The sequence below is a fragment of the Acidobacterium sp. FHG110202_01 genome (assembly GCF_059115305.1).
In genome coordinates this window covers 566261-582894 of sequence record NZ_JBZYWJ010000002.1, presented here as the reverse complement: position 1 = coordinate 582894, position 16634 = coordinate 566261, and the positions used below count along the sequence as shown (strand labels likewise).

Annotated in this window: 12 protein-coding genes and 1 other RNA gene; 9 read left to right on the top strand and 4 right to left on the bottom strand. The window is 54.1% G+C overall.

All coding sequences use genetic code 11. The features are described 5' to 3' along the window. Positions 1–211 precede the first annotated feature (211 nt). From AC5S16_RS05680 to AC5S16_RS05665, 4 genes are all read left to right on the top strand, one after another. A complete protein-coding gene (locus tag AC5S16_RS05680; protein WP_493929059.1) occupies positions 212–1273 on the top strand; it encodes a glycoside hydrolase family 88 protein in 1062 nt (353 codons plus the stop codon). Positions 1274–1349: 76 nt separating this feature from the next. Next, positions 1350–4793, top strand: coding sequence for a TonB-dependent receptor (locus AC5S16_RS05675; RefSeq protein ID WP_493929058.1), 3444 nt, complete (start codon positions 1350–1352; stop codon positions 4791–4793). 75 nt (positions 4794–4868) lie between these two features. Then, positions 4869–5663, top strand: coding sequence for a glucosamine-6-phosphate deaminase (locus AC5S16_RS05670; RefSeq protein WP_493929057.1), 795 nt, complete (start codon positions 4869–4871; stop codon positions 5661–5663). Continuing rightward, positions 5660–6721, top strand: a complete 1062-nt coding sequence (locus AC5S16_RS05665; RefSeq protein WP_493929056.1) for an L-rhamnose/proton symporter RhaT — start codon at positions 5660–5662, stop codon at positions 6719–6721. The genes AC5S16_RS05670 and AC5S16_RS05665 overlap by 4 nt, the downstream gene beginning before the upstream one ends. 133 nt (positions 6722–6854) lie before the next feature. Here AC5S16_RS05665 and ssrA read toward each other — a convergent pair. Beyond that, positions 6855–7206: a transfer-messenger RNA gene (gene ssrA / locus AC5S16_RS05660) on the bottom strand. 135 nt (positions 7207–7341) lie between these two features. Here ssrA and AC5S16_RS05655 point away from each other — a divergent pair. The 3 genes from AC5S16_RS05655 to AC5S16_RS05645 all read left to right on the top strand — a co-directional run bounded on the left by AC5S16_RS05655 (position 7342) and on the right by AC5S16_RS05645 (position 10403). Continuing rightward, the gene (locus AC5S16_RS05655; protein WP_493929055.1) at positions 7342–8649 is read left to right on the top strand and encodes a M24 family metallopeptidase; all 1308 of its coding nucleotides are present in this window, start codon (positions 7342–7344) and stop codon (positions 8647–8649) included. Between the two features lie 135 nt (positions 8650–8784). After that, on the top strand, positions 8785–9294 hold the full coding sequence (locus AC5S16_RS05650) for a P-loop nucleotide/nucleoside kinase family protein (RefSeq protein WP_493929054.1): 510 nt from the start codon (positions 8785–8787) through the stop codon (positions 9292–9294). Positions 9295–9662: 368 nt separating this feature from the next. Then, positions 9663–10403 carry a class I SAM-dependent methyltransferase gene (locus AC5S16_RS05645; RefSeq protein WP_493929053.1) on the top strand — a complete coding sequence of 247 codons (741 nt, stop codon included), beginning with the start codon at positions 9663–9665 and terminating at the stop codon, positions 10401–10403. Positions 10404–10579: 176 nt separating this feature from the next. Here AC5S16_RS05645 and AC5S16_RS05640 read toward each other — a convergent pair whose 3' ends face one another. The 3 genes from AC5S16_RS05640 to AC5S16_RS05630 form a co-directional block, all read right to left on the bottom strand. After that, positions 10580–11572 (bottom strand): arabinan endo-1,5-alpha-L-arabinosidase, encoded by a 993-nt coding sequence (locus AC5S16_RS05640; protein WP_493929052.1) that lies wholly within the window; start codon positions 11570–11572, stop codon positions 10580–10582. 233 nt (positions 11573–11805) lie between these two features. Continuing rightward, complete coding sequence (gene recJ / locus AC5S16_RS05635) at positions 11806–13578, bottom strand: single-stranded-DNA-specific exonuclease RecJ (protein WP_493929051.1); 1773 nt, start codon at positions 13576–13578, stop codon at positions 11806–11808. Positions 13579–13580: 2 nt separating this feature from the next. Beyond that, positions 13581–14054, bottom strand: coding sequence for a hypothetical protein (locus AC5S16_RS05630; RefSeq protein WP_493929050.1), 474 nt, complete (start codon positions 14052–14054; stop codon positions 13581–13583). A gap of 179 nt (positions 14055–14233) precedes the next feature. On the opposite strand from AC5S16_RS05630, the gene AC5S16_RS05625 reads away from it, so the two are divergent. Further along, complete coding sequence (locus AC5S16_RS05625; RefSeq protein WP_493929049.1) at positions 14234–14575, top strand: (2Fe-2S) ferredoxin domain-containing protein; 342 nt, start codon at positions 14234–14236, stop codon at positions 14573–14575. 123 nt (positions 14576–14698) lie between these two features. Beyond that, complete coding sequence (locus tag AC5S16_RS05620; RefSeq protein WP_493929048.1) at positions 14699–16156, top strand: hypothetical protein; 1458 nt, start codon at positions 14699–14701, stop codon at positions 16154–16156. The last annotated feature ends 478 nt before the right edge of the window (positions 16157–16634 follow it).

Below are 16634 nucleotides of genomic sequence, written 5' to 3'. Positions count from 1 at the left end.
ACATCGGCCGCAGAGCAATGCCTGTTTTTGCGGCCGCACCTGGCTTTGCCGTACTGGAGGAAATACGATCGTGATTCTGAATTCTATCCGCACACACTCCGTGAGAGCAGCTGTGCTGTTTCTGTCAGGAATATTGCTTGCCGGTAATCTCCGGGCTCAGACAAGCTCATCTTTTTGTTCGGATTCAGGATGCACTCAAACCAAACAGGAATTGAAGAGGGTCTGCGACTACATCGTACAGAACAAGAGCACGTTTCCTACGATTTATATCGGCGGCTATTATATGCGGACGCTGGTTGCCGGATATCAGATCTTTGGCGATCAGCGCTATCTTGATACGGCTCTGGCTTACGGCGATTACCTGCTTGCAAAGCAGATGCCTAACGGCTTCTGGCAAACCGGATATGGCCCGGTATATATGGCCGATACCGGAAGCGCAATCTCTCTCTTCATTGTTCTTTACGACCATGCTGATCACGAGCGGCAACAGAAATACTTTGCCGCCGTCCAGCGTTATGTTGACTCGATCCAGAAGGAAGGGATGATTCATCCCTATGGCGCGTTCGGAACCGGGTGGAGAAAGGTGGTGGACGGAAAGCTCACTGATCCTCTTCATGACCAATACACTCTATCTTCCGCGCTGACCGGCAGCCCGATATTCACGTGGATGTACCACAAGACTCACAAAGATCAGTATCGCGAGATTGCGTATCACGCCTTGCGATGGGTTTTCAGCACGATGCGCAGCGATGGGAACATCCCGCACATTCTGGCCGAGGAAGGGTTCGACTGGGACAAGCGGGATGATCCGCAGATAAACCACAAGCTGTTTGATACCCAGACCTATGGAACATCGGGCTATGTTGGAGAAGGCGTAATTGCGTTTGATCTTTACTGCGGCAAGCGGTCCTGGAAGTCGTGGATTGAGAAAACGGTCAAGCCAAACATCGAGTTTCTTTTGCGCACGCAGCTGGCGAACGGCTCATGGTCAGAAATGGAGCAGACGAGCTGGGACCGTACCCGCAGCCCCGGCATTGCTGATTATCTGATCTGGTATTACGAGCACGTCGATCGGGACCCGCGCGTTGCCAAGGCCGTGCAGCGTTTCAATGCCTTCGTTCTGAATCCGGAAAACGGCAAATCGTATGGTCTTTTGTATGACGGCGCCGAGTCGAATACCCGGGGCGGAATGAATGCGTTTAATACGGTAACCAGTCTTACAGGCCGCGCCCTCGCCGATATGATTTCGCCCAACATTGACGCCAAATGGTAACTTCCCGCACTAAGGAAAATCTATGCAAGCCCACAGAAGATATGCGATCTCATCGATTTTAGGAATCTGTAGCATTATGGCCACAGCCTCCATTGCATTCGGCCAGGTGGACCAGGGAACGATCACCGGAGTGGTTGAGGATGCTTCAGGCGCAGTGATTGCTGGCGCCGAGGTCACAGTGATCAACACGGAGACCAACCTGACGCTGGAGGCAAAGACGAACGGCAGCGGTATTTACGTTTTTCCTCCGCTGAAGATCGGCAGCTACAGGATCAGCGCCGAAGCTGCTGGGTTTAACAAGACAGTCCAGGAAAATATTCACCTTGACGTGCAGGAGCGCCTGAATGTGAATCTCACGCTCCATCCCGGCACAGTTTCACAGACGTTGACAGTGACGACAGCACCATCTTTACTGCAGACGCAATCCGGATCTGTGGGGCAGGTGCTTAGCACGGAATCGATCGATCATACACCGCTGAATGGGCGCAACTGGGTTTACGCCATTCAACTCACCGCGGGCGTTGTTCCTTCAACAAGCACCAAGGGTGGAGGCACAGGAGACTTCAGCGCCAATGGACAGCGCGGCGACCAGAATAACTTCCTGCTGGATGGGGTCGATAACAATGCCAACATTATGGATCTGATGAATGGATCCAGCTACAGCGTACTTCCTCCCCCGGATGCGCTTTCCGAGTTCAAGGTGGACACTGCCAATTACAGCGCGGAGTTTGGCCACTCTGCCGGAGCGGCGGTCAATGCAACGATCAAGTCGGGTACAAATCAGATTCACGGAGATGCGTGGGAGTATTTTCGCAACACGAACCTCTCGGCAAAAAACTGGAATGCCCTGACGATGCCGCCGTATCACGATAATCAGTTCGGCGCTACCCTGGGTCTTCCCATTCTCAGAAACAAGCTATTCTTTTTTGGCGATGCGCAGGCCAATCGCGTTACCGATGGGGTTACAAACACGCTGAGTGTTCCTACTCCCCTCATGCGCCAGGGAAACTTTACGGAACTGTTGAATACCAGCCTGACGGGAAACACAAAACCGGTGCAGCTTTATGAGCCGAATTCCGGCGGTACGGCTGAGCTGAGCTGCAACGGCCAAAACAATACCTTCTGTTCCAACCAGATCAACTCAATTGCACAAAGAATCCTTAATCTTTATCCGGAGCCCAATGCAAATGACGGCAAGACCTACAACAACTATGTCGAGAACCTGACCGATGTAGCGAACACTTTTCAGTGGGATACTCGTTTTGACTGGAACATTCGGCCGAGTGATCTGGCCTTTGCACGGCTGAGTTATGTGAATACTCCCGGATATTCGCCGCCGCCGCTTGGCCCGATTCTGAATGGGAGCGCATATAACGCCGGTCAGCTTAAAAATCTGATTGAGAATGTAGTTGTAAGCGAGACTCACATCTTCAATCCGAATTTTTCCAATGAAGCACGCTTTGGTTATAACTATGGAGGCTTTGCCTTCTTACAGCCCTACTACAACACTAATCTTGCAGCACAACTTGGATTCGGAGGCATCCCGTATGGACCGGAATGGCCATATAACGGGGGACTGCCGCAGGTTACAGTCAGTGGCATCACGGGATTCGGAGCTCCCGGTTACGATCCATCGATCGAACATCAGAACATTTATCAGATACTGGACAACGTAACACGTGTGGTTGGAAACCATTCCCTGAAATTCGGCGTGGCTTTTCAGAATATCCGCGTCGCGGCCATACAGCCGCCTCAGTCGCGCGGTGCATACAGTTTCAGCGGCCTCTATACCAGCAATCTGGGAGCCAGTTATACGGGCTCGGGAATCGCGGATTTCCTTGCCGACCAGATGGCAAGCGCGAAGCTCACGAATGAAGTCAACATCCATGACCAGATGTGGTACCGCGCCGCCTATGCTCAGGATGATTGGAGAATCACGCAAAAGCTCACGGTGAATCTTGGACTCCGTTATGACTACTTCCAGCCATTTCGAGAAACATCGGGAGCTCAGGCGAACTTCAATGTTACAGGCGTGCAGGGAATTGCCCAGGGGACGGGTGTCTACCTTATTCCCCAGCAAAGCGCGAAGGTCGCCTTGCCTGCAGCGTTCCAGACTATTCTGGCGCAGAACAATATCGCTTTGCAGTATGTAAAGAACCCAGCCCTGGTAAACGGGCAATATTTAAACTTTGCGCCGCGCATCGGTTTTGCATTCTCACCCCATCCGGACACGGTCGTGAACGGCGGATTCGGCATTTTCTATGGCGGATTGGAGCCGGTAGGCGTAGGACCGAATATGGGTTTGAATTTCCCATTTGGCCAGTCGGATTCATTCAGCCGCCCGAATTGCGCTCCCAACACATGTCCATCGCTGCAGGAGAAGCTGGAGACGGGGTTCTCGGAACCATTAGCGGCAGGGCTGCAGAATTTTGTATCGCTGCCATCGCTGCAGGGAATTCCGAAGGATTCAAAGACGACCAATACGATGAGCTATAACCTTTTCGTACAACAATCCCTGTCCAATAACCTGATGGCATCGATTGGGTATGTAGGGAATATTACACGCCATCTGGTTTCCAACGATGGTTTCAATTCCGCTCTGGCGCTGCAGAATCCGGCCAATAATTCTCTGTATGCTGAGCCGTTTCAAGGCATAGGCGGCGGAACGATCATGGCCTACATAGGGCAAAGCAACTATAACGCTCTACAGGCAAAACTGCAGAAGCGCTTTTCCAATGGATTGAACTTCCTGGCAACTTACACCTGGGCACACGCTCTGGATGATTCCTATGATCCGATTGCTGGAGGAGTCAGCTATCGTAACTTCTACCTTATTCCTATTCGTGATGAGTATACGAACTCACCGTATGATATCCGCCAGAGGGTTAACTTCAACGGATATTATGAGCTGCCCTTCGGCAGGGGGCGTGCTCACCTCAATCGTGGTGGACTGATTAATTCCATTGCGGGAGGCTGGGCTACGAACATAACTTTCTTTGCGCAAACTGGAAAGCCTTTTACGGTGTCGCCGAATATCAGCGCTGCTTCCGGGGGCAGCGCACGGTCAATCATGGTCCGCGATCCATTTGCTCCCGGAGGCTCTCCCGACCCATCAAATCCTGATATCAGTTGTGCTCCCCGCACGCGGACCAAGACAAACTGGTATAACCCTTGTGCGTTCGCCAACCCTCTATCAGGCAGCCTGATTCCACGTAGCGGAGCGGGTTCACTGGTTACGGATCCGGCGCAGATCTCTTCCTATCTCGGCGGCCGATCGAATACGGTCCATGGGCCCGGCCTTGAGCGCGTGAATGCTTCCTTATTCAAGGATTTTCCTGCATGGCGTGAACAGCGGCTGGAGCTTCGCGTAGACGCTTTTAACGTGCTGAACACCCCAAGTTATGCGATCGGAATATCCGGCAATAACTCAAACGGAGGCCAGATTACGGGCACACAGTTTTTCCAGAACAATACGCCCGATGCAAGATTCTTCCAGCTTTCAGCAAAATATAAATTCTGAGCAAAGCACGATGTACTTCCGGACCTGAGGCATAAAGTATCAGGTCCAGACTGATATCAATCATTCCTGGTGTATATGAAAATCATTCGCTTCCGCGTCGATGCCTTAAATGTTGAGATTCACCCTGATAGCGAGTCAGCCGGAAGAGCAGCCGCGTATACTGCTTCGCAATTTCTGCATAAACTTGTCACCGAGCGAGAGAATATCGGAGTTGTTTTCGCCACGGGAGCGTCGCAGCTCGACATGCTTCGCGCGATTGTGACAGAGTACGAGCTCCCATGGTCCAGGATTTATGGCTTCCATCTGGATGAGTACGTTGGATTGGATGAAAGCCATCCTGCGTCGTTTCGGCATTATCTTCGCAACAACCTGACTCAGCGTGTCTCTATGCGTGAGTTCACGGAGATCAATGGCAATACCGAAGATCCTGAGTCAACATGCCGTGAATATGTCGCAGCCCTACGCAAAGCGGAACCGCAGCTGTGCCTGCTTGGCATTGGGGAGAATGGCCACCTGGCTTTCAACGACCCTGGCGAGGCAGACTTCAATGACCCAAAGCCCATGAAGATGGTAACGCTCGACGCTGAATGCAGACAGCAACAGGCTGCCGAAGGATGGTTTGCAACGCTGGAGGATGTGCCCTCCCGCGCGCTCACACTTACGATCCCCACCATTTTTCATATTCCCAGAATGATTGTTACAGTTCCGGGGCAACGAAAAGCGCAGATCGTTCGCCGTGCTTTGCAGGAGCCGATCTCTACGTACTGCCCCGCGACCATTCTGCGCAGGCATCCGGCAGCAACACTCTATCTTGATCTTGAATCGGCCTCAGAACTGGGTGACAGCACGCAGCTACAGGCACTCGCATGACGGATGTGAGCATACCCACATCGGTTCTGATCTCAGGAATCGGATACATCATTGTCGCGGGAGTCCTGTGTGGAATTTTTGTCCTGCCCATGAAGTACCTCGGCAGATGGGCATGGGAGAACGTGTGGGCAATTTTCATCCTTGTTTCCTGCGTGCTGATGCCTCTCGTGATTGCCCGCGAAACGGTTCCTGACTTCGTGCATGTCCTGGCGTTAGCACCGCCGCACGCGATTGCCTGGGCTTGTGTGCTGGGATTTGCGTGGGGCTTTGGCGCCATTATGTTTGGGCAGGGAGTCAGCGCAGTCGGCATCTCGATGAGCAACACTTTGATGCTTGCGATCAGCGCATCCCTGGGATCGTTTCTGCCGATGATCGTGCTTGCCCCGGAACGGCTTCATCAACCGCAGGGACATGCAATCGTATTCGGGACGCTTATCGGGATTGCAGGAATCATCTGCTGCGGTTACGCCGGCCTGTTGCGAGAGAGAAGCCAGAGAGACAATGCGGAAACCATTCGAGGGGAAATGGTCGGCAGGGCCAGAAGTTTCGGAGTCGGCCTGCTGCTTTGTGTGGGCGCGGGCCTGCTTTCTGCAGTGCTGAACATTGGCTACAGTAAGGCACAGCCCATATTAGGTTCCGCAGTTCATCTCGGCTACAGCCCTTTCGCTGGCTCCAATTTGATCTGGCTATTGATGCTGACCTGCGGAGCAGTTCCAAACCTATGCTTTTGCGCATATCTTCTCAGCAAGAACCGAAGTTGGGCGAATTATGCTGTTACGCGCTCCGCAACCTTGTATATATTGGCGATCCTGATGGGATTGTTGTGGGGAGGGGACATCTTTCTTTATGGATTCGCCTCTCCCATGATCGGGAAGCTTGGGCCGGCAATTGGATGGCCGATCAAATTAATCGCTGGTCTGATTACGGCCAACTTTGCAGGTTACTGGACAGGCGAATGGAAGTTCACGCACGCTGACACACAAAGATGGATGACTGCCGGAGTGGTAGTGTTGTTGGCTGCGATTGCAGTGCTCGGGTGGTCCAGCACCCTGAGCTAAATGCCAGATTGATCTCGACTCCCAACCCAGATTTGTCCTCGATCGTAAAGCAAGCCATCTGTCCAGAACTTGGCAATTCTCATCGCCTTTTTCGCTTTTTCATATGTAAGCAATTGAAGATAAATGGCTTAATTGGTGGAGGCGGCGGGAGTCGAACCCGCGTCCGAAATTGCAGTCAGCAGAGAGACTCCATGCTCAGTCGCGTTCCGATGAGTTTCGCTTTGCGCGCTCAGAACGGACAAGATGCGCGCATTGCTAGTCCGTGGATCTCGTACTTATGGCCCGTACCCAGCCACAAATACCAGTCTGCTGTGCGACGTCCTTCCGCAGCCCGCAGACAAAGCTGCGGAGGACGGCTACTTAGTTAATTAAGCAGCGTATGCCAGTTGATGATCGGCAATTATCATTTTCCGAGCGATTACGGGTGCCCAGCCCCCGGCATGCCTCTATGCCGCAAACAATCCCGTCGAAACCGTGACGCCCCCATGTGGAGCAGCTTCGTGGAAGTCTGAAGCCTGTAAAAGATCTATTTCCATTTTACTCCAGTTTCATTTGCCTCTATTTCCGTGAGCGATATCGAAAGTCAGTTGGGAATTTTGGGGTGTTGTGTAGGATGGGGTATGTTTTCCCGTCGAAAGTTTTTTCAACTGTCCTCGGCTGCTGCTGTGCTTGGTTTGAACCAGCGTCTGCGTGCTCAGGAATCCGCTGCCGGCTCTGTTTCGCCGGCGATTGCTGCTTTGCCGAATCTTACCGGGCAGGCGAAGCCTTTTACCAATGATGAGCGGCTGGCCCGGATTGAACGGGCCAGGGAATTGATGGCTGCGAACAGGATTGACGCCATTGTTCTGGCGAACAATGCGGCTTCATCGGTCTATTTTGCCAACGTTCGCTTTGGCGGCGGTGAGCGCTTCTGGGCACTGGTGATTCCGGCAAAAGCGAAGCCGTTTGTCGTCTGTCCCGCATTTGAAGAAGACCGGGCGAAGGAACTGCTGGGCGCGGGGCCGTTTGCCAAGGACGCGGACATTCTGACCTGGCAGGAAGATGAAAGCCCCTATACGCTGACAGCGAAGGGATTGCAGGACCGTGGAATTGCGACGGGTACGGTCGGGCTCGATGAGAATGTAAAGTTCGTCTTCGCCGATGGCCTGGCGAAGGCAGGGCCGCAGATCAAGTGGGTGAGTGCGACTCCGGTAACGGCGGGCTGCCGCATGCTCAAGAGCCAGCATGAGCTCGACTGCATTCGCCTGGCATGCCATGCCACGCTGCTGGTGTATCGCGCGGTGTACCAGTCGCTCAGTCCTAGGATGACGACGCGCGATGTGCGCGGACTGATTCAGGCGGCCTATAAGAAGGTAGGCTTCGAGGGCGAGGCGAGCCTGAACATCGGCGAGTTTACGGCTTCGCCGCATGGCTCGGCGCAGCAGCAGACGATCCGTGAAGGCACAATTCTGATGCTCGATGACGGCTGCTCGGTTGAGGGATATACGTCGGACATAACGCGCACCTTTGTGCTGGGGAAGGCGACGGACAAGATGAAGCGCGTTTTCGAGATCGTGCACAGCGCGCAGTCGTCGGCGCTGGCTGCGGCGAAGCCGGGTGTTCCGCTGGCGGATGTGGATGCGGCGGCGCGCAAGGTGATCGAAGATGCGGGATATGGGCCCGGGTTCAAATACTTTACGCATCGCGTCGGTCACGGAATGGGCATGGAAGGGCATGAGTGGCCGTATTTCGTGAAGAACAACATGTTCGGAACGGAGCTTCATCCTGTGCTGGCTCCGGCGATGGTGTTGTCGGATGAGCCGGGAGTTTATATCCGTGGCGAGTTCGGAGTGCGACTCGAGGATGATATGCACGTAACGGAGAACGGAGCAGAGCTGTTCACGCCGCAGAGTCCTTCGCTGGAGGAGCCTTTTGCCGGGATTGCGTGAGTGCGAAATATTCAGTGTTTGTTGAAATCCTGTGAACTACCCCAGGTTAGCTTCGCGAACCTGGGGCACCCCGATTTCTCACTCATTTCTCATCAAGCGAAGAAAATTGAGAGCTCCTAACTAAGGCGCATGACTATGCCTCTGGTTGTGCTAACAGGCGCTTCAGGCGCCGGCAAGACTACTTTGGCTCGATATTTTCAGAGCTGTCAGCCGCAGCGCTGCAGAGTGTTCCTGTTTGACTCTGTTGGTGTGCCCTCTACTGAAACCATGGAAAAGCAATATGGAAGCGGGGAAGCGTGGCAGCGCGCTATGACGCTTCAATGGATGGAACGCATCGGAAGCGAACTGCCGAACGGAATGCCGGTCCTGTTTGAGGGGCAAATGCGGATTGCGTTCATACAGGAAGCTCTGGAGGCGTCAGGGATTGCGGGTGCACATATTCTTCTTGTCGACTGCGATGATGTGACAAGGACAGCAAGGCTCCAGATAGATCGCTCGCAGCCCGAACTTGTAACTCCGGTGATGATGGATTGGGCGCGTTTTCTACGGGAAGAAGCGCGTGCTGCTGAAATTGAGATATTGGACACTGGACTTTTATCTTTCAATTCTTGTGTAACGCGGATTTCTCAATATCTGAAGATTTAACCGAGGTAGATAACTCACTTAGTCTGAGAAACCTCTAACTTCTCATCTCGTTCATAACTGAGCGATGTATGAAACACCCTCGCTGTTCATATATGAAAATAAGAATTGTTACCTCTGAGTTACCTTTGGCTTGGCATGTGGGAGCTCCGGGGTACTCAATCTCCAGGGAAGATGTACGTTACCCGCATAAAATAAGCATATTTCTGTACTTTTCTACAGCGAGAAGTGTTTGCTGTTCGGTATACTGAAGCCGCTACGTCGCCCAGTGGTGAAAGTAAAGGGAGCGATGGTGCCTGCTATTTCCTGTAAGCCAACGGTTCTGTGCTTTGTGAGTGAGATGCCTCTTGGGGGTGAAAGCAGGGCTCCGTATGAAGGTTGTCGTCAAGAACACAGTTTCATTCAACGATCTAAAGAGTACAGTTTCATTCAATGACATGGTAAAGACGGCGGTTTCACTGGCGAAACCGTACTGGGTTCAGGCCAATGAACGCCTGCTTGGCATCCAGACCGAATCGAAGAACGGGCAGGCAATTAAAGAACAGATATCCTGGCGGCAAGACGGTTCAGGCTTCAGTTCTCTGCACGGTGATAGCTTTCCTTATTCCAGCATCGACTACTGGAACATACGCGATATCATCAAAGTTCTCGACCCAGAGCCTGATGACGTTTTCTACGACATCGGCGCGGGCATGGGGCGGGTTGTGTGCATGATGGCGCGCCAACACTTGCGCAAGTGCGTAGGCATTGAGCTGTCTGATCCGCTTTGGAGGATTGCGCGGGCCAATGCGAGGAAACTGCGCGGCCGGCATTCGCCTATCGAGATGGTCTGCGAAGACGCGACGACAGCTGATCTTTCCGATGGAACACTCTACTTCTTCTACAATCCTTTCGGCGAAAATTCGATGCGTGAAGTGCTTGAAAACATTCGGCAATCATGGCTGAAACAACCGCGGCACATCAAGATCGCGTACTGCAATCCGACATGCGAGCACCTGTTTCAGCGCTCAGGCTGGCTGACGCCATTTCACGAAATGCGCCTCCTCGGCGGCCATGAAGTGCTGTTCTGGCAGAGCATGCCTTTGCATCTGGAAGTGGTTAAGCGTCCGTAAGATAGACCTCAGGGTCTTAAAGAGGGATGCTGAAAAAGTCAAGTTGATTTGAAAGCAATCCCTCGGCGGCTAAAGCCGCACTGAATTTCGTTCACTTACGGCACGGCTGAAGCCGTGCCCCTTCAAAACTATGACCCTTCAGCATCCTCTTTAGCTCTCACCTATCTTTCTGACAATTATTCAAGTACCGGCCAGTCGTTTTGCCAGGTGATGTTTCTGAGCCAGAGATAGGGTGTGCCGTTCTCGCTCTGGTTCAGGGCGTGGAAGACGATCAGGCTGTCGCTGCTTTCTGTATCGATCCAGGCTGTGCCTCCTCCGGGAGCAATCCATGTGCCGCTGCCTGCGAGAAGGATAGAGCCTCCGCCCTGCATCATGGACTTGCCTTGCTCATCGGTGAAGGGGCCGTGCGGGCTGATGGAGCGGCCTACTGCTTCCTTGTAGTTGTCGGACTGCAGGCTTGAAGCGCAGCAGCGGTCAATGGAGACAAAGAGGTAATAATAGCCGTTGTGGCGGATGAGCGACGGGCCTTCGATGGGGTTGTTTGACACGCCAGGGCGGGTGGCGAGGTCGTAACGGGTCAGATCTGTTGCGGATAACTTTCCGGTTGCGGGATCGACGTGGCGCTGCTTGATGCCGCTCCAATAGCTGCCGTAGGTGAGCCAGACGCTGCCGTCGGCGTCGACGAGGATGTTGGGATCGATGGCGTTGAAGTCATCGCCCGGTGCGGAGGAGAGCACTTCGCCCTGGTCTGTCCACTTGTAGTTGGGGTCGGTGGAGTCGAGGGTAGTGTTTGTAACCAATCCGATCACAGATTGCTGCGAGCCGGTCGTCGAAGCAGCATAGTACACATGGTAGAGACCGTTGAAGAAGGAGATGTCCGGCGCCCAGAGACAAAGAGCGCCTGGAACTTTGGCCGTGATCCAGGCAGGCATCTGTTTGGGGAAGATGCTGCCGCAGGCGGTCCAGTTAACCTTGTCCTGGGAGCAGCGGATGGGCAGATAGTTTCCGGGAACTAAAGCGAGCACATCACTGGTAAATGCATAGTAAGTGCTGCCTTGGCGGATGATGCTGGGGTCATGCACGGGATTTGTATCGCCAGTAAGCGTGTAGCCAGCGAGTGGGTTCGTTGCAGAAACAGGCAGATTTTCTACGGAAGATGCGGATGCCATGGGCGCTCCCGTGGAGGAGCCGCATCCACTGACGAGAGACACAAGGACAGCAAGGGCACTGAAACCTGCAGCCTTTAACAAGGCCGAAACCATTGGGGGGCTTTCTCTATAGGAAGTTAAGTCTGACAGTATGTTGAAGTTACTAGTTTGTCAATCAATATTTTTAAGTAGCCTGTAAGCTATTGAAGCTATTGGCGCAGATCACTCTAACTTGATGGATAAGATGGTTACTTTCAGTGCGCGACTTCGATATCTGCGATTTCCAGCTCCAAGCCTCCGAATTCCGGGTGGTCGTTTTCTCGCAGTTTGTAGGCGAGATGGATGACGGCGCCTTCTGCGAGTGCTAAGGACTGCATGCGCTCGGCCCAGTGCCACCCAATGGCCGGGAAGCTGACGGCGCGTGGGCCCTGCGCCAGCTGCAGGCGGACATGCTTATCCTTGATGAAGCGCGGGGACGCAGCGAGGCGTACGTTCTGCGCGGCGAAGACAGGTTCTTCGTTCCCCATGCCGCAGGGTTCCATGCGGCGCAGCCATGTGAAGAGTGCCGGTGTGATGCGGTCGAGAGGCAGAATTGCCTGGATGGTCAGCGCCGTTCCGAGAGCATCTTCTGCGAGATGGTCCGAGGCGTAAGTTTCGAGGCGCTGGCGGAGTTCAGTGACACTCGAAGAATCGAGGGAGAAGCCGACGGCATGGGCGTGTCCGCCAAAGCGGGTGAAGAGATCGTGGCAGCTTTCGATAGCGTTGAGCAAGTGGAATCCGGCGATGGAGCGGCCTGAACCGTGGGCCTCGCCTTCTTCGTGAGTAAGGACAAGCGCGGGCTTGCCGGTCTGGTCGACTATACGGGAGGCGAGTATGCCGATGATGCCGCGATGCCAGCCTTCGCCGTCCATGATGATGCAGCGGGTCTGTTCGAATGCCGGATCTTTGAGGCGCTCTTCGATCTGGGCAAGAATACCGGCTTCAGTTGCGCGGCGCTCGGTGTTGAGGCGCTCCAGTTTTTCGGCCAGCTCTTGGGCTCGCTGCGGCTGGCGTGTGGTGAAGAGCTCGACGACATCGGAGGCGATGTCCATACGTCCGGCGGCGTTGATGCGCGGGGCGATGCGGAAGGCGATGTCAACGGGCGTGAGCTTTCGCTGCGATGGATCGAGATTTGCAGCCTGCATCAGGTGGCGAAGTCCGGAGTTGACGGGGCGGCGGAGGCCGTCGAGTCCCAATGCGACGAAGACGCGGTTTTCTCCGAGGAGCGGGACTGCGTCGGCCACGGTCGCGATAGCGAGAATCTTGAGGAATGATGGCAGGATTTTTGTGCGGGCGCGTTCGGCGTCGTGCGCTTCCAGTAGTGCCTGGGCAAGCTTGAAGGCGACGCCTGCTCCGCATAGATGCTTGCATGGATAGGAGCAGTCGGGCTGATTGGGATTGAGGACGGCGAGCGCCTTGGGAATGCTGCTTTCGGGCAGGTGGTGATCGGTGACGATGAGGTCGAGGCCCAGGGCTTCTGCAGCTTCAGCGGCGGCGAAGGCGCGGATGCCGGTGTCAACGCTGATGATGAGGCGGACGCCTTCCGCGGCTGCGGCTTCGATGCGGTCGTCGCGCATGCCGTAGCCTTCACGCAGGCGGTGCGGGATGTGGAAGCGGACTTCACCGCCGAGCATTTCGATGGCGGTCTTGAGCAGGACGGTGGCAGTGGTCCCGTCTACGTCGTAGTCGCCATAGATGAGGATGGGCTCATGGCGCGCGATGGCCTGCTGGATGCGGGGCACGGCGGCGGACATGCCCCGCATCGCGTAAGGGTCGTGCAGATCGCTCAACTCAGGATGCAGGAAACGGCCGACTTCGTCTGCAGTGCGCAAGCCGCGCGAGAGCAAAAGCTCAGCAACGATAAGCGGGAGGCTGGCGGAGCGGGCGAGATCGGCAGCGGCAGTGGCATCAGTTTCGGGATAGATCCAACGCCTGCGAGCCCGCCTGCTTCTGCTCGCTGATTCGGTGGGTGTCGCGATACTGCCCACAGCTACTCGTCTTCTTCCTCGTTTTGTTCGAAGACGATGTTGCCGAAGTCGTCGACCGATTCCAGCAGGCGCTGGTAGCGGTCATACCACGAGGTGGACGATTCGTGGATGAAGGCCACGCCCTGATGCACAAATCCAAGCTGGATGTAGCCGGTCTTGCCGACATAGTTGATGAGCGACTGCGCCTCTTCGGCGTCTGCGCTTTCTTCGTTGGGGAAGTCGAGGTCCTGCAGTTCCTCAAGGAGCAGCTCGAGGTCTTCTTTCTCGAGCAGAAAATCGCTCATGGTGACGAAGGGAGCGCCGGCGGCCTTGGCGGTTTCGACGAAGTCTTTCCAGCTGTCGGGATTCGAGTCGTCTTCCCAAGTGACGGTGGGCACGTCTTCACCAATGTATCCGGGGAGTCGGCGCATTCCGTGGCCTTCAATGAAGGCGATCATGTCGTCTTTGAGGGAGAGGAGATTGTCGGGCTGCATCATCAAGTGTCTATTCTCTCAGAACTCCGCGTTCGGCGGGACGCGCCTTCGGGCCCATTCGTGACTGAAAGAGCCTTCGAACTTCAGCAAAGATTTGCACCAGGAATGTCTTAGTCGCCAGCTAACGAATTGTACGATAGAAACAGGAGACAAGCATTTGGCGAAATTCGAGCGGCACGTATTTGTGTGCACAAATTCCCGCGAACCGGGCAGCGCGAGGCCTTCGTGCGCCCAATAGCAGTAGCAATGATCTGCACACACTTTTCAAGGACAAGCTAAAGGATGCGGGGCTGAAGGCAAGAGTCCGCGCCAATAAAGCCGGGTGTCTCGACCAGTGCGAGCATGGGCCGACGGTGGTGGTCTATCCGGACGAGGTCTGGTACGGATTTGTTAAGCCGGAAGATGTGGATGAGATCGTGTCGGAGCACATCGTCAATGGCCGGCCTGTGGAACGGCTGATGCTGGATGAGGGCTGCATCAACACGGCGAGCTGCCCGCACCGGATGGCGCTGATGAAGGGCTGATTACTGGCGAGTCGAATGTGGTTACAGTCTCGTTTCAAAAGCGAAAACAAAGGGCATGGCGGATTGGAAATTTTAGGATAAAGTTGGATTCACTGACATGTAAGGAGGAGCGGGTGCTCCTGTATGGAGAGTTTTAGGAAGATTGGCTTTAGCCTTGGAGCAGTATTTGTAATGGTCGTGATGATGCTTGGCGTAGTCAGTTGCGCGTCATCGCAGCTACCAAAGGGAATGGTTGGCAGACTCGGCAGATATGATTATTCACCCTCGGTGATCCAGTCCGGCAACACCAGGCAATTCTGGTGGTGCGGTCAGGCACATAATCCCGCCGACTCATCGCAGGATTCGGATGCAATTCTCTATGAATCGGTAAACCTTGTCACAGGAGAAACTACAGGACCTTTGACCGTCCTGGCGGAGACTCCTCACGCATGGGATTCAGTGTATACATGCAACCCAAAAGTGATCGAGGGAACTTTTAATAATCCTTTGAATGACGGCAAGACATACACGTATGCGCTGTATTACGTGGGCATTAACGATGGATCAACGAATAATCTTGGCGTAGCCTTCTCTAACGACGGAATCGCCTGGAAGAAATATCCCCAGCCAGTTATCACTCCTGGCTCGTTAATTGGTTACGGCGTTGGCCAACCGGCCTTGTACAACACGGATCACAAGGCCGGCATAACGATGTTTTATGAGGAGAGTAATTCCACTACAAGTCACATTAAAGCCACTTCAAGCGACGGTGTGCACTTCACTGTACAGGGAACATTGACAACCAATGGATTGAGTCCCGACTGCACAGATGCGTCCTGGGGAGATATGGCATACGACGCCAAAACAGGTTACTGGTATGCGGCTTTTAACCTGCCACTCCGTGATCCTTCTACAACAGGGGGAGTCACGGAACGCGGACAACTCGGCGTCGAATTGTACCGGATACCTGATAGTGCACTTCTTACAGGAAGCACACCATGGCAACAACTCGGTACGATTGACTCCAATGCAACCGGGTTTGAATCGAACTTTCTTGCCGGTTTCGTACGCGACCCGTACGGTACCGTTAATGTCGGGGCTTATCCTTCGATCCAGTTGTATGTGTCCGTGTCAGATCCGCGACCAAGCTGGGATGCGTCTCCAAAAGATGCGGCGAGTTCTGCTGGGCCTGACTCATGGGACATCGCTCCCTTTGAGTGGGTTCCGAATCAACCTCCCAAATCTTTCGCCCAATACTTCAATGATTCTGTTCACATGGCGACGACAGGCTGGAGCCTTCCCAGTGGAGGGTTTCGACAGGAATCAGTATTGGGCCATCTTTATGAAGCTCCGGGGCAGGGAGCCAATGTTCCGTTCTACGCGTGTGTGAGCGGGCAGAAAGATTTTTTTGTGTCACTCGACAGTGCATGTGAGGGCAAGCGAGTGCTGGGCAAGAATGGATATGGCTATTCCGGGCCAGTATCTGGTCTGAACCTGGTCGCGCTCTACCGCTGCTCCACGGGGCGCGATCACTTTGTCAGCAATGATCCCAAATGTCATGGTGAGACAACCGATAAGTTTCTGGGCTATGTCGTTCCCTAGAGAAACGCGAGTTATTTAGTCTGAGCTGGTTTTGAGCTTCTGTCGGTGGAGCTCGCGTCTCCCCCATCACATTTGCATTCTTACGAGAGTGCCCGTCGGTCGCGCCAATCTCCAATTGCTGGAGCCTCGTGTCTCGCATCGACTTATCCATAAGACATAGGGAATAAAAATCTGTGCGGTGTTTTATTACCCGCAGAATGCGTGAACTGTTCATTGGACCAGCATTGATACGCTCACGCCTTTTTCTAAGCACGGCAACAGATTCCGCCTGCACCTAAGCGATAACGCTAAAAGGAGAATGTGAAAGATGCGTACTTCAAGCAAAGGTAAGTTTGCCCTCTCATTTGTAGCTCTGGCCATTTTCGGAATGCTGGACGCTACAATGCACTCACAGAACATTGAGCATCGGCAGTTTCTCAGCGCTGACCTTTCCCCTTTAGATGAGGTTCCGGCGAAAGCCTCTTTTGCTCCCCTTTAG

Bases quoted from the DNA above. Each gene is read 5' to 3' on its own strand.
- AC5S16_RS05675 (WP_493929058.1), top strand. From the start codon at position 1,350: ATGGCCACAGCCTCCATTGCATTCGGCCAGGTGGACCAGGGAACGATC.
- AC5S16_RS05670 (WP_493929057.1), top strand. From the start codon at position 4,869: ATGAAAATCATTCGCTTCCGCGTCGATGCCTTAAATGTTGAGATTCAC.
- AC5S16_RS05665 (WP_493929056.1), top strand. From the start codon at position 5,660: ATGACGGATGTGAGCATACCCACATCGGTTCTGATCTCAGGAATCGGA.
- AC5S16_RS05655 (WP_493929055.1), top strand. From the start codon at position 7,342: ATGTTTTCCCGTCGAAAGTTTTTTCAACTGTCCTCGGCTGCTGCTGTG.
- AC5S16_RS05650 (WP_493929054.1), top strand. From the start codon at position 8,785: ATGCCTCTGGTTGTGCTAACAGGCGCTTCAGGCGCCGGCAAGACTACT.
- AC5S16_RS05645 (WP_493929053.1), top strand. From the start codon at position 9,663: ATGAAGGTTGTCGTCAAGAACACAGTTTCATTCAACGATCTAAAGAGT.
- AC5S16_RS05640 (WP_493929052.1), bottom strand. From the start codon at position 11,572: ATGGCATCCGCATCTTCCGTAGAAAATCTGCCTGTTTCTGCAACGAAC.
- AC5S16_RS05630 (WP_493929050.1), bottom strand. From the start codon at position 14,054: ATGATGCAGCCCGACAATCTCCTCTCCCTCAAAGACGACATGATCGCC.
- AC5S16_RS05620 (WP_493929048.1), top strand. From the start codon at position 14,699: ATGGAGAGTTTTAGGAAGATTGGCTTTAGCCTTGGAGCAGTATTTGTA.